The organism is Sinomicrobium kalidii, from assembly GCF_021183825.1.
GTDB lineage: Bacteria > Bacteroidota > Bacteroidia > Flavobacteriales > Flavobacteriaceae > Sinomicrobium > Sinomicrobium kalidii.
On the sequence record NZ_CP089211.1, the window covers coordinates 5,297,459 to 5,311,060 of the forward strand.

11 protein-coding genes are annotated in these 13,602 nt (G+C 46.1%); 5 read left to right on the plus strand and 6 right to left on the minus strand.

Annotated elements, in window-relative coordinates:
• Nucleotides 1–8: 8 nt before the first annotated feature.
• From LS482_RS21360 to LS482_RS21385, 6 genes are all read right to left on the minus strand, one after another.
• Nucleotides 9–731 (minus strand): class I SAM-dependent methyltransferase, encoded by a 723-nt coding sequence (locus LS482_RS21360; RefSeq protein ID WP_233029629.1) that lies wholly within the window; start codon nt 729–731, stop codon nt 9–11.
• 161 nt (nt 732–892) lie between these two features.
• On the minus strand, nt 893–2,362 hold the full coding sequence (gene ilvC / locus LS482_RS21365) for a ketol-acid reductoisomerase (RefSeq protein ID WP_233029630.1): 1,470 nt from the start codon (nt 2,360–2,362) through the stop codon (nt 893–895).
• A 92-nt stretch (nt 2,363–2,454) separates the two neighbouring features.
• On the minus strand, nt 2,455–2,979 hold the full coding sequence (gene ilvN / locus LS482_RS21370) for an acetolactate synthase small subunit (protein WP_233029631.1): 525 nt from the start codon (nt 2,977–2,979) through the stop codon (nt 2,455–2,457).
• A 94-nt stretch (nt 2,980–3,073) separates the two neighbouring features.
• On the minus strand, nt 3,074–4,807 hold the full coding sequence (gene ilvB / locus LS482_RS21375) for a biosynthetic-type acetolactate synthase large subunit (RefSeq protein WP_233029632.1): 1,734 nt from the start codon (nt 4,805–4,807) through the stop codon (nt 3,074–3,076).
• 93 nt (nt 4,808–4,900) lie between these two features.
• Nucleotides 4,901–6,574 carry a dihydroxy-acid dehydratase gene (gene ilvD, locus LS482_RS21380; RefSeq protein WP_437441002.1) on the minus strand — a complete coding sequence of 558 codons (1,674 nt, stop codon included), beginning with the start codon at nt 6,572–6,574 and terminating at the stop codon, nt 4,901–4,903.
• A 710-nt stretch (nt 6,575–7,284) separates the two neighbouring features.
• Nucleotides 7,285–7,926 carry a protein-L-isoaspartate(D-aspartate) O-methyltransferase gene (locus LS482_RS21385; RefSeq protein ID WP_233029633.1) on the minus strand — a complete coding sequence of 214 codons (642 nt, stop codon included), beginning with the start codon at nt 7,924–7,926 and terminating at the stop codon, nt 7,285–7,287.
• 239 nt (nt 7,927–8,165) lie between these two features.
• On the opposite strand from LS482_RS21385, the gene LS482_RS21390 reads away from it, so the two are divergent.
• The 5 genes from LS482_RS21390 to LS482_RS21410 all read left to right on the plus strand — a co-directional run bounded on the left by LS482_RS21390 (nt 8,166) and on the right by LS482_RS21410 (nt 13,599).
• A complete protein-coding gene (locus tag LS482_RS21390; protein ID WP_233029634.1) occupies nt 8,166–9,125 on the plus strand; it encodes a Gfo/Idh/MocA family protein in 960 nt (319 codons plus the stop codon).
• Nucleotides 9,126–9,209: 84 nt separating this feature from the next.
• Complete coding sequence (locus LS482_RS21395; RefSeq protein ID WP_233029635.1) at nt 9,210–10,106, plus strand: 3-hydroxyacyl-CoA dehydrogenase family protein; 897 nt, start codon at nt 9,210–9,212, stop codon at nt 10,104–10,106.
• A 130-nt stretch (nt 10,107–10,236) separates the two neighbouring features.
• The gene (locus LS482_RS21400; RefSeq protein ID WP_233029636.1) at nt 10,237–11,472 is read left to right on the plus strand and encodes a DUF1015 domain-containing protein; all 1,236 of its coding nucleotides are present in this window, start codon (nt 10,237–10,239) and stop codon (nt 11,470–11,472) included.
• 17 nt (nt 11,473–11,489) lie between these two features.
• Entirely contained in the window at nt 11,490–12,149 is a 660-nt protein-coding gene (locus LS482_RS21405; protein ID WP_233029637.1) for a YggS family pyridoxal phosphate-dependent enzyme, read from the plus strand.
• A gap of 64 nt (nt 12,150–12,213) precedes the next feature.
• Nucleotides 12,214–13,599 (plus strand): exonuclease domain-containing protein, encoded by a 1,386-nt coding sequence (locus LS482_RS21410; protein WP_233029638.1) that lies wholly within the window; start codon nt 12,214–12,216, stop codon nt 13,597–13,599.
• Nucleotides 13,600–13,602 lie beyond the last annotated feature (3 nt).

Here is a 13,602-nt window from a genome sequence, read left to right on the forward strand (position 1 = left end):
AGGCCCGTTTATTTAATGGCTCCGAAGGCCGCAAAACAGCTGTTTTTGTGTAATATTTCCATTGAACCGAAGCCTGTTTTTTTCATCAGTTCGAGTTGAAAGTTTACCGAACGGGGCGTATCTTCTTTTTCTATGTATGCAAACACTTTTTCCTGATAGTCCTTCCCTCCCATCTGTTCCAGGTACGTGCCGTATTCCCGCCAGAACATGGCATTTATTTCCTTTGCATCGTGTACGACAAGATCGGATATCCAGAAGCTGCCTCCCGGTTTGAGCATCCTGTAAATATTTTTAAACACCTTTTCCCAGTCTTCATCTTCCCGTAAATGGTGCAGCACGGCGCCGGCCAGGACAATGTCAAAATATTCATCCGGGAAGTCTGCCGCGCGTATATCGCCGTGAAAAACATCGACCTTCCCCCTTGTGTTCATTTTTATACGGGCCTCGGCCCTCTCAAGCATCGGAAGCGACAAATCTACCAGCGTGCAGTTAAGGTCCGGGATCTTGGACAGCATTTTCAGCGTATAATTTCCCGCACCACAGCCTATATCAAGCAGATTTTTCGCATCTGAACTGACGCTCCGGGCCGCTTCGGTTATCCATTCCAGGGTAACAGGGGCATCTATGGTTGATTGTTGCCCGGTGTCCAGGTTGGAAAAACGCTCCACATCCCCGTCGAACCGCTGCCTTATCTCCTCGTTGGTGGATTTTTGTTTAAAATCGGTTTCCATGGTTTATTGACATCTCCGTTAATTGTCCGGTCCACATTGTTCAAAAGACCAACTCCGGTTAGTCTGCCCTCATGACAAACTAACCGGAATCAACCTTGTATAAGTCCCGGACACAATCAGGCAATTTACATCCTGATCGTACAACACATGACAGTGCGGTCTTAAACGATCTTTTTCATCTCTGTCATGGAAGAACGCAGGAATGCCCCCACTTTTTCCACAGGATGGTTCCTTATCTGATCGTTGACCTTAATGAGTTCCCGGTTATCTACAGCATTGCCGCTTCCGAACGATTTCCCGATAACATTGCTGTCAATTTTCTTCATGAAATCTGCCAGCAGCGGCTTACAGGCATGATCGAACAGGTAGCAACCGTACTCTGCCGTATCTGAGATCACACGGTTCATTTCAAAAAGTTTTTTACGTGCAATGGTATTGGCAATGAGCGGTGTTTCGTGCAGGGATTCGTAATAGGCCGATTCTGCAATGATCCCGGCTTCGGTCATGGTTTCGAAAGCCAGTTCCACACCCGATTTCACAAAAGCGACCATCAGCACGGCATTGTCAAAATATTCCTGCTCTGAAATAGGCTCGGAAGTGATTTCCGTTTTCTCAAAAGCAGTTTCTCCCGTAGCTTTTCGCCACGACAGCAGGTTTTTGTCATCATTGGCCCAGTCTTCCATCATCGTCTTGGAGAAATGGCCGCTCATAATATCGTCCATATGCTTACAGAATAAAGGCTGCATGATTTCTTTAAGCTCTTCCGACAAACGGAACGCTTCGATCTTGGCCGGATTGGACAGTCTGTCCATCATGTTGGTAATACCGCCGTGTTTCAGGGCTTCTGTTATGGTCTCCCAGCCGTATTGCACCAGTTTGGCTGCATAGCCCGGTTCAATGCCTTTTTCCACCATTTTGTCAAAGCTCAGGATCGATCCCGTTTGCAGCAATCCGCACAGGATGGTCTGTTCTCCCATCAAATCCGATTTTACCTCGGCCACAAAGGAGGAACGCAGTACGCCTGCCCGGTGACCTCCCGTAGCAGCAGCGTAGGCCTTCGCCTGTTCCAGTCCTTCTCCTTTAGGATCATTTTCCGGGTGAACGGCAATCAGCGTAGGTACCCCGAAACCTCTTTTATATTCTTCCCGAACCTCGGAACCGGGACATTTAGGCGCCACCATGATCACGGTAATGTCTTTACGGATCTGCATGCCTTCTTCCACAATGTTAAATCCGTGGGAGTATGACAGGGTCGATCCTTCTTTCATATGCGGCATTACCGTACTGATCACCGATGAGTGCTGCTTGTCCGGTGTAAGGTTACACACCATATCGGCAGTGGGGATGAGCTCCTCATAAGTACCTACCTTAAACCCGTTTTCCGTTGCATTCTTATAGGACGGTCTTTGTTCCTTGATGGCAGACTCTCTCAGGGCATAAGAGATATCCAGTCCGGAATCCCTCATGTTCAGTCCCTGGTTCAGTCCCTGGGCACCACATCCTACGATTACTATTTTCTTTCCTAACAGTTTTTTCACACCTTCACTGAACTCAGACCTGTCCATGAATTCACATACTCCTAATTGTTGTAATTGAAGCCTCAACGGAAGCGTGTTAAAGTAATTTGCCATTTTATTGATCTGTTTTTGATTTTTAATTTTAATTCATCTGTATTTTTGCGCCATACGATCGTGCGACTTTACGTGGAAGAATCCACAGGTAGCTACGCATTCTGAAATTCTTTCAGCAAAGCGGATATGTTCATCTCCGTCTTGGACACGGCTATCCGCCCGGAGCGCACGAACTGCATAATACCAAAAGGTGCCAGTTCATCGTAGAGGGCATCGGTTTCGTGACGCCTTCCCGTTTTTTCTATAACAAAAAACTCCCGGGCTACAGTGACGATATTGGCATTGCTCTGCTTAATGATGTTCTGTATCTGTCTTTCGTCAAACAAAAGGCTGGATTTTATTTTGAACAGGGCGGTTTCCTGATAGATGGTCTCTTCATCCGTATGGTAATAGGCCTTAATCACTTCGATCTGTTTTTCTATCTGACCTACGATCTTCCGCACCTGGTCTTCGTCCATGTCGGCAACAATGACAAACCGGCTGACATTTTCTATTTCACACTCTGAAACAGTAAGACTCTCTATATTGATGTGCCGCTTTAAAAATATGGCTGATATCCGGTTCAGCAGCCCTATGTTGTTTTCCGAATATACGGAAACAGTATATGATTCGTTCATTTTAGTTTCTTGTTTTGCCACTAATACACTAATGTTCTTTGTCTTTTACACTTGGTGTCGGAGCTTTCTTTTAATACATTATCTCATTATCAAATTATTCCAGCCTGCAATCCGACACAGAAGCCCCCGACGGTACCATAGGGAATACATTATCTTCTTTCTCCACACAAACTTCAAGGAAGTAGGCTTCTTCCGATGCTATCATTTCATTGACGGCTTCATCCAGTTCTTCGCGTTTGGTCACTCTTCTCGCCGGAATATGGTATCCTTTGGCAATGGTGATGAAGTCCGGGTTAATAAGTTCGGTGGAAGCATACCGTTTATCAAAGAACAGCTGCTGCCATTGACGTACCATACCGAGAAAATCGTTATTGAGCACCACGATCTTCACCGGAACACGGGTCTGGAATATGGTACCGAGTTCCTGTATGGTCATCTGGTAACCGCCATCCCCGATAATGGCCACGACTTCCCTTTTGGGGGCTCCCATTTTGGCTCCTATGGCCGCGGGAAGCGCATACCCCATGGTTCCCAGTCCCCCGGAAGTAATATTACTCTTGGTCCGGTTAAATTTCGCATAACGGCAGGCGATCATCTGGTGTTGCCCCACATCCGAAACCACGATGGCGTCTCCGCCGGTACGTTTGTTTATCTTTTCGATCACCTCTCCCATGGTCAGTTTTTCCTTTTCCGGGAAAAGGTCGTTTTTGATTACCTTATCATATTCGATCGCCTGTTTATCCTTAAACTCCCGGTGCCAGGCCTCGTGTTTGTTATCATTTATAAGGGGAAGCAAATGCTCCAGTGTTTCCCTTACATCCCCGAGCACGGCAACATCGGTTTTTACGTTCTTGTCGATCTCCGCAGGGTCAATCTCAAAATGCACTACCCTGGCCTGTTTGGCATAGGTACTGAGATCGCCGGTAACCCTGTCGTCAAAACGCATTCCCAGGGCGATCAGCACATCGCATTCGTTGGTGAGAAGATTGGGCGCATAATTACCGTGCATCCCTACCATTCCCGTATGAAGCGGATGTTCTGTAGGCAAAGCGGAAAGTCCCAGCACAGTACTCGCCGAAGGGATCCCCGATTTTTCGATCAGCGCTTTCAATTCGGTTTCGGCCTTTCCAAGGATAATCCCCTGGCCAAATATGATAAACGGCTTTTTGGCACTGTTGATGAGTGCCGCAGCTTCTTCTATACGTGCGGGATTGATCTCCGGTTTCGGTTTATAGCTTCGTATCGCGGTACATTTTTTATAGGAAAAATCAAATTCTTCGAACTGAGCGTTTTTGGTAATATCTATAAGCACCGGACCGGGACGGCCGGAGCGCGCAATGTAAAATGCCTTGGCAAGGGCCGTAGGGATTTCCGACGCCCTGGTCACCTGATAGCTCCATTTGGTCACGGGAGTGGAAATACCGATAATATCGGTTTCCTGGAACGCGTCCGTCCCCAGCAAATGACGTGCTACCTGACCGGTTATGCACACCATCGGCGTAGAATCGATCTGGGCATCGGCGATCCCGGTAATGAGATTGGTTGCCCCCGGACCGGAAGTAGCTATGGCAACCCCCACTTTCCCGGTGGCCCTGGCATATCCCTGTGCCGCGTGTGCCGCCCCCTGTTCGTGACGGGTGAGCACATGGTGCAGTTTATCCCGAAACTTATACAATTCGTCATAAACAGGCATAATGGCTCCTCCGGGATAACCGTAAATAAGGTCTGCGCCTTCCTCCAGAAGACACCGGATCACGGCTTCCGCCCCGCTAACCTTCATCTTTGCCGTAGTTGCCGTTTCTACTAATCTTTCTTTTAATGTTTCCATATTAATGTTTGTTGTAACGCCAAATCTGCACGATCGCATGTTCACGATAATAAATATCCGCGGGAACGCACACCCGTGCGTCTTCACAGGTAATTAAAACTCGTCCGTAACACATCCCCGGGAGGCAGACGAAACTGTTTTGGCGTATTTGTACAATATTCCTTTTTTTACTTTTAACGGCGGTTGTTGCCATTTGGCTTTCCGCTCTTTGAGTTCTTCTTCCGAAAGATTGACATCTATAGTATTTTTTTCTGCGTCTATCGTGATAATATCCCCGTCTTCCACCAGGGCTATATTACCACCTTCCTGAGCTTCGGGAGCAACGTGCCCCACTACAAAACCGTGAGACCCTCCGGAAAACCGTCCATCGGTGATAAGCGCCACATCTTTGCCAAGCCCCGCTCCCATAATGGCCGACGTAGGTTTGAGCATTTCAGGCATTCCCGGGCCTCCTTTGGGACCTTCGTAGCGGATAATCACCACATCTCCTTTCTTCACTTTGCCGTCCTTTATACCGGTATTGGCTTCATCTCCCCCGTTAAACACCTTAGCCTTACCGGTAAAATTCAACCCTTCTTTCCCGGTGATCTTGGCAACCGCCCCTTCTTTGGCGAGATTACCGTAAAGAATACGGATATGCCCCGTTTCCTTGATCGGCCGGTCCAGCGTCCTGAGAATATCCTGTCCTTCTTCCAGGTCGGGAAGCCCGGCAAGGTTTTCGGCCAGTGTTTTCCCGGTTACAGTAAGGCAATCGCCGTGAAGCATTCCTTCTTTCAGCATATATTTCAAAACCGCAGGAACCCCGCCTATCTTGTGCAGGTCCTCCATAACATACTTTCCGCTGGGCTTCAGGTTGGCCAGTAAAGGTGTATTATCACTTATCCGTTTAAAGTCGTCCAATGTAAAATCTACTTCCGCTGCATTGGCTATGGCCATAAAATGCAGTACGGCATTCGTAGACCCTCCCAGGACCGTTACTGTGCGAAAGGCGTTCTCCAGCGACTTCCGGGTTACTATATCTCTGGGTTTAATATCGTTCTCCAACAGGTTCCGCAACACTTTCCCCGCCGCAATACAGTCTTCCTTTTTACCGTCGTTAACCGCCGGGATAGAGGAATTATAAGGCAATGACATTCCCATGGCCTCTATTGCAGATGCCATGGTATTGGCGGTGTACATACCACCACATGCGCCCGCACCAGGACATGCTTTATGAATTATACTTTTGTAATCTTCTTCACTGATGCTTCCGGCAACCTTACTCCCCCAGGCTTCGAAAGCAGAAATAATGTCGAGTTTTTCACCTTTGTGACATCCGGGGGAAATAGTTCCTCCATAAACCAATACGGAAGGGCGATTCAGGCGTAACAGCGCCATTAATGCCCCGGGCATGTTCTTATCACATCCTACCACGGTGACCGCTCCGTCATAACTCATCCCCTGGACGACCGTTTCAATAGAGTCGGCTATGAGATCCCTGGAAGGAAGTGAATAACGCATTCCCTGTGTTCCGTTGGAGATACCGTCACTTATTCCGATGGTGTTAAAAATAAGTCCTACAAGGTCGGCTTCTTCCGTACCTTTTTTTACATACTCGGATAAACCGTTAAGATGCATGTTACAAGGATTTCCTTCATAACCTGTGCTCGCAATGCCAATCAGCGGTTTCTTCAAATCGTCATCGCTCAGGCCTATGGCGTGTAACATTGCCTGCGCGGCAGGTAGTGTAGGATCTTGGGTAACTTGTTTACTATACGTGTTTAACATTATTTAATAAAAATTTATTTTCCCTGTTATACTTTACGATCAGCTAAATTATTTGATATAAAATCTCCAGTTTTTTAACATTATCCCTGTTTTTTAAACTCAACACCCACTGTTGGTATTTACGATACTGATTTACAGAATTTTATATCACTTCTTCTTATCATATCCAAAATGAAAGAAAAGTCGAAAAACAAAGGGCCCGTATCTTCCTTCCGGTTGATACAGGCCCTTTTTAGCGGCATATCATTACTGTATCAACTCCGGAGGAAGTGAATAATGACAATACCGATAATGACTATTCTTTGTATCATTTTTACAGGTCGTTTTCTTAGAATCAAAATAAAAAGCCTTCCCTGGGGATCAAGGGAAGGCTTTGTGCAAAATATTGTTTGGCATACCATCCCAGGTCAAGGTGAAATAATCACCACGACAATGACAGCAATGATATGAATGAAATTCCTTTTCATTTCTCGTACAATATTAATACGTTTTTTTCGGAAATAAAACACCTCCTCATAATTTTTACAGGATTCGTAAAAAAATACACGGACACCTTCGTAATTTCCGGTTATTCATCAAATACATTACGACTATTGCAGAACGTATTTCCATGAGCATTGGCAAACGGATATTTAATGAAGTAACGCAATGGGTTCAGAGGGGTTAAAACAAAACCTTCCTCCATATCATCTGCAGGAAGGCGGAGTTCTTCAGTTTTTATCCCCCAGCAGAGGAACAAAACGAAATTCCCCGTATTCCTTTTTCTCAAATTCCTTGGCAGATTTACGGGTAAACATGGTCATTACCTGGATCATCTCCCCTACGGGAATAACCAGCCGCCCTCCTACTTTCAGTTGAGCAAGCAGGGCCCTGGGCACTTCCGGTGCCCCTGCTGTAACAATAATACCGTCAAACGGAGCTTCTTCTTTCAACCCTTTATACCCGTCGCCGAAGATCAATTTCTTGGGGCGGTATCCCAGTTTAGCTAAAAACAAATTGGTCCTTTTAAACAACTCCAGTTGCCGTTCAATGGAATACACCCGGGCTTTCATTTCCAGCAACACTGCAGTCTGGTATCCGCTTCCCGTGCCTATTTCCAGTATTTTATCACCCTGGGAAACATTTAACAATTCTGTCTGAAACGCCACAGTGAACGGTTGTGAGATGGTCTGTCCAGCTGCAATGGGAAAGGCCTTGTCCTGATAGGCGTGATCTTCAAAACTACTGTCCATAAAAAGGTGCCGGGGTACTTTTCTTATGGCATCCAGTACTTTTTTGTCCTTAATTCCCTTTTCTGCAACGGTTTCGGCAAGCCTGTTTCTCTTTCCTCTATGTCTTAAGGTATCTTTCAAGGTTGTGTGATGTTAGCGCAGGTAAAGTTACGACGAAAAATAAACTGGGCAAGAAGGAACGAAAAGTCCATAGCAAAAAATATTTTACTCCCAAACGGAAAGGCATTTTTACAACCGTATGCCGTGATCGATCAAAATAACTGCCGGACACGGCATAGCAGACATTTTACCATAATCCCGGGATAATATTGGTCATATTTCCGTGAATAACCTTATTTTTGTTCAAAACATTTAATTCTATGCTTAAAGCCGGAGTTCTGGGTGCCGGGCACCTGGGAAAAATTCACCTGCGATTACTCAATCAATCCGACAAATACGAGTTGGCCGGTTTCTACGACCCCAACCAGAAAAATGCGCACAAAGTTTCCAAAGAATTCGGATATACTTCGTTTTCTTCTGTAGACGAGCTGATCGATGCCGTTGATGTCGTAGATATCGTAACCCCTACCCTTTCCCATTACGACTGCGCTAAAAAGGCCCTTGAAAAAGGCAAACATATTTTCATAGAAAAACCCATTGCCAATACCATTGAAGAAGCCGAAGAAATCATAGCACTTGCCGAAAAACACGGCGTTAAGGGACAGGTGGGCCATGTGGAACGGTTCAATCCGGCCTTTACCGCAGTGAAGGACAAGATCAGCAATCCCATGTTTATAGAAACGCATCGCCTTGCGGAATTCAATCCCAGGGGCACCGATGTTCCTGTGGTGCTGGACCTGATGATACACGATATTGATATTATCCTGAGCCTCGTCAATTCCCCGGTAAAGCACATCAATGCCAGCGGCGTTTCGGTCATCAGCAATTCCCCGGATATCGCCAATGCCCGTATTGAGTTTGAAAACGGATGTGTGGCCAACCTTACGGCGAGCAGGATCTCCCTGAAAAACATGCGTAAATCCCGGTTTTTCCAGCGCGACGCCTACATTTCCGTGGATTTCCTGGAAAAACAGGTGGAAGTGGTGAAAATGAAGGACGCCCCGAAGACCTCTGATGAATTTGCCCTGATCCTCCAAAATGCGGAAGGTATAAAAAAACAGATTTATTTCGAAAACCCCAAGATAGTTCCCAATAACGCTATCCTGGACGAACTGGAGACTTTTGCCGATGCCATTGCGAACAATACCACCCCTATTGTTACCCTGTCACAAGGGAAGAATGCACTGAAAGTGGCCATGGAAATCATTGCGAGTTTTTGATTCCGGATGCTTCTTCCTGGGAAAACGCTACGGCATTTTATATTCCGAAAACAATCATTACACTTAAACACATAAAAACAGAACATGAAAAATATAGCAGTTATCGGCGCCGGAACCATGGGCAACGGTATAGCCCATACTTTTGCACAGTTCGGCTTTAAGGTTCGGCTCATTGACATTTCTGAAAAAGCACTTGCGGCAGGTATGACCACCATAGGTAAAAACCTGGACCGCATGATAAAAAAGGAGGCCATCACCGAGGAAGATAAAAAACAGACTCTGGACAATATCCACACCCTGACGGATATGAAAAAGGGGACAGCGCATGCGGAATTAGTGGTAGAAGCCGCCACAGAAAACCTGGAACTGAAACTGGATATTTTCCGTAAACTGGACGAATGCTGCCCGGAAGACACCATCCTTGCCACAAACACTTCTTCCATTTCCATAACGCGGATAGCTTCTGTAACAAAACGGCCGGAACAAGTGATCGGAATGCACTTTATGAACCCTGTGCCCATTATGAAACTGGTGGAGGTCATCCGCGGATACAGCACCTCCGATGAAACCACCAAAACCGTTCTGGAACTATCGGGAAAACTCCGTAAAACACCGGTTGAAGTCAATGACTATCCGGGCTTTGTGGCCAACCGCATCCTCATGCCGATGATCAACGAGGCTGTTGAAACCCTGCATAGCGGTGTGGCCGGAGTAAAAGAGATTGACACTGTAATGAAACTTGGTATGGCCCACCCCATGGGCCCTCTCCAACTGGCCGATTTTATCGGACTGGATGTATGCCTGTCTATCCTGAATGTGATGTACGACGGGTTCAAAAACCCGAAATACGCCCCCTGCCCCCTGTTGGTAAACATGGTAACCGCAGGCAAACTGGGCATAAAATCAGGCGAAGGGTTTTACGATTATTCCGAAAGCAAAAAAGCCGAAAAGGTATCCGGAATATTTTCGCAGAAAAGATAAATCCTCTGCGGAGACGCACGGCCGTGCGTCTCCGCGGGATAGGATATCTGTTAGATAGACAAAAACCATCCTTCCCCGGTCGTTATTGTACAGGCCTATTTTAATTTGGCAAAACCTGATTTTTACCTTCATGGCAACAATACATCCCTTCAAAGCTGTTCGTCCCACCAAAGACAAGGCAAGCCTGGTGGCCTCCCGTTCTTATGAAAGCTATTCCAAAAAGGAAAGAGAAGCACGGTTAAAATACAACCCGTATTGCTTTTTGCACATTATAAATCCCGGTTATAAATATCACCGGGAAGTCTCCGGGGAAAACCGTTTTAAACTCGTGCGGAACAGATATCTCGAATTCCGGGAAGACCACATTTTTATACAGGATGAAACCCCCTCTTTCTACATCTATAAACAGAAGACCAGAAAACATACGTTCTGTGGTATTTTGGGAGGGGCAAGTGCAGAAGATTACAAAAACAATGTCATTAAAAAGCACGAAGCCACCATACAATCCCGCGAAGAGTTGTTTATGGAGTACCTGAAAACGGTAGGGTTTAATACGGAACCGGTCCTGCTCACCTATCCGGACAATAACCTTATTGACAATATTGTAAATGAGGTTACTTCAACCGATGCTGAATATGAATTTACAACAACGGACAGGGTAACACATTATCTCTGGAAGCTTTCCGACCCGGAAAAGATAAGTGCCGTTCAAGAGGAATTCGGGAACATGGGCGATGTGTATATCGCAGACGGGCACCACCGGTCGGCATCTTCGTATTTACTGGCGGAAAATCTGAAGAAAGAGAATCCGGGACATACAGGCAGGGAAGCATATAACTTTTTTATGAGTTTCTTTATACCCGAATCCAACCTGAAGATCTACGAGTTTAACCGTATGATAAAGGGATTGAACGGACTTTCCAAAGAAGATTTCCTCATAAAACTGGACGAATGGTACCGTATTGAAAACCGGGGATCGGAGCTTTACCTGCCGTCAAAAAAACACCACTTTACGATGTACCTGGACGGTGAATTCTATTCGCTCTACCTAAGGAAGACGATTTACGACTTTACCGACTCCCTGAGTACGCTGGACACACAGTTGCTTTACAAGACCGTTCTGGACCCGATACTCGGCATAAAAGACCTCCGTAACGACGATCGTATCGCCTACGGTTGCGGCAAAAACAATGTTGTGGAAATGAAATCGTTAATTGACAAAGGCAAATATACGGTTGGTTTCGGCATGCTGCCCGTAACCATGGAGGAAATAAAGAAAATAGCGGACGAAGGCCTTCAAATGCCTCCCAAGAGCACTTATATCGATCCCAAACTGCGGAGTGGAATAACAATCTATGAATTTTAACCCTGAATTCTGAAAAAATGAGCATATCCGAAAACCTCAGAAACCTGAAGAACGAACTTCCCGAACACGTCAGCCTGGTTGCGGTATCCAAGACCAAGCCCGTAAGTGACCTTATGGAAGCTTACCGGGCAGGGCAACGGATCTTCGGAGAAAATAAGGTCCAGGAAATGACCGAAAAATGGCAGGAAATGCCCAAAGATGTGGAGTGGCACATGATCGGTCATGTACAACGGAACAAGGTAAAATACATGGCCGAATACGTTTCCCTCATACACGGTGTGGACAGCCTGAAACTCCTGAAGGAAATCGAAAAACAGGCCGGAAAACATCAAAGGGTCATTCCGTGTCTCCTGCAAATTCACATTGCGGAAGAAGAGACCAAATTCGGGATGGATGAAGGAGAAGCCATGGCCCTGTTACAATCCGAAGAAGTACAGGCCATGAAACACGTAAAGATCATCGGGTTTATGGGCATGGCCACATTTACAGAAGATCAGGCCCAGATAAAAAAGGAATTTCAGACACTCAAAGCCCTTTTCGACAAAGTTTCCGCCGAAAGACCGGAAATACAGGTCCTTTCAATGGGAATGAGCGGTGATTATGTCACGGCCGTGGCATGTGGCAGCACAATGGTTCGGATAGGAAATAGTATATTTGGAGCGCGAAATTATCATTGATTTCATAGAAAACAAGGTGGGAAACCTGCCTTAAAATCGATAATCCCCATCGGGAAAAAGGTGTATGTACGCTATTTTAGACATAGAAACCACAGGAGGACAATACAACGAAGAAGGCATTACGGAAATTGCCATTTACAAATATGACGGACATAAGGTAACGGACCGTTTTATCAGCCTGGTCAACCCGGAACGGGAAATACAGCCTTTTGTAGTCAACCTGACGGGAATCAACAATACCATGCTAAGATCGGCCCCGAAGTTTTATGAAGTGGCCAAGCGGATCGTGGAGATAACGGAGGACTGTATCCTCGTAGCCCACAACGCCCAATTCGATTACCGGATATTGCGGACGGAGTTTCAACGGCTGGGTTTCGAGTACCAAAGGAAAACCATATGCACCGTGGAACTTTCACAAAAACTCATCCCGGAAGCAGATTCCTACAGCCTGGGCAAACTGGTACGTTCGCTCGGCATCCCGGTTAGCGATAGACACCGGGCCAGCGGGGATGCACAGGCCACAGTAAAGCTCTTTAAGCTGCTCCTTGCCAAGGACCAGTCCAAAGAGATCGTCAGGGCAAGTATAAAATCAGAAAACACGGGCACCCTTTCCCCCAAACTCCTTAATATTGTTGAACAACTCCCGGAAAAGGTAGGCGTTTATTACATTCACAGGGAAGACGGGGGCATTATTTACATAGGCAAGAGCAAGAACATAAAGCGTCGGGTCAATCAACACTTTGCCCGGACGGCCAAAAAGGCAAGGCTTATCCAGAAAGAGGTCGTAGCCGTGACCTATGAAGAAACCGGGAACGAACTGATAGCCCTGCTCAAGGAAAATGAAGAAATAAAAAAGAACCAGCCCAAATACAACCGGTCCAGAAAGCGAAAACTGTTCGCTTACGGCCTGTTTCAGCAAAAAAACGAACACGGTTACACCGAATTGTTCACCGACCGGCTGAAAAACAACCGCTCTTCGGCACTGAGAAAACCCGTAGCCACCTTTACTTCAATCCACGAAGCAAAAAATACGCTGTACAAACTCACCGAAGAGTTTGAGCTGTGCAATAAACTCACCGGATTGTCGGATGCCAAAAAACACTGTTTCAACTACTCCATCCAAAAATGCAAGGGGGCCTGTATAAACCTGGAATCGACCGGAGAATACAACGAACGGGCAGAAAACGCAGTAAAAAAATACAGTTACCCACACAACAACATGCTTATCATCGACAAGGGAAGAGAAACCGGAGAGCGGAGTGTTGTGATGATCGAAAAATCTGAATTCAAAGGTATTGCGTTTTATGATTTAAACTATCAGATTAACAATATAGATATCCTGAAACAAGTCCTTACCCCCATGAAAAACAATGCCGACGCCAGGCATATTATTCAAATGTACCTGCGCAAGAACAACGGGTATAAGATCATCGAATATTCACAAAAATGATAA

Excerpts from the sequence above, each read along its gene's own strand:
- ilvN (WP_233029631.1), bottom strand. The coding sequence starts at position 2,979 with ATGAACGAATCATATACTGTTTCCGTATATTCGGAAAACAACATAGGG.
- LS482_RS21400 (WP_233029636.1), top strand. The coding sequence starts at position 10,237 with ATGGCAACAATACATCCCTTCAAAGCTGTTCGTCCCACCAAAGACAAG.
- ilvC (WP_233029630.1), bottom strand. The coding sequence starts at position 2,362 with ATGGCAAATTACTTTAACACGCTTCCGTTGAGGCTTCAATTACAACAA.
- ilvB (WP_233029632.1), bottom strand. The coding sequence starts at position 4,807 with ATGGAAACATTAAAAGAAAGATTAGTAGAAACGGCAACTACGGCAAAG.
- LS482_RS21360 (WP_233029629.1), bottom strand. The coding sequence starts at position 731 with ATGGAAACCGATTTTAAACAAAAATCCACCAACGAGGAGATAAGGCAG.
- LS482_RS21410 (WP_233029638.1), top strand. The coding sequence starts at position 12,214 with ATGTACGCTATTTTAGACATAGAAACCACAGGAGGACAATACAACGAA.
- ilvD (WP_437441002.1), bottom strand. The coding sequence starts at position 6,574 with ATGTTAAACACGTATAGTAAACAAGTTACCCAAGATCCTACACTACCT.
- LS482_RS21395 (WP_233029635.1), top strand. The coding sequence starts at position 9,210 with ATGAAAAATATAGCAGTTATCGGCGCCGGAACCATGGGCAACGGTATA.
- LS482_RS21390 (WP_233029634.1), top strand. The coding sequence starts at position 8,166 with ATGCTTAAAGCCGGAGTTCTGGGTGCCGGGCACCTGGGAAAAATTCAC.
- LS482_RS21405 (WP_233029637.1), top strand. The coding sequence starts at position 11,490 with ATGAGCATATCCGAAAACCTCAGAAACCTGAAGAACGAACTTCCCGAA.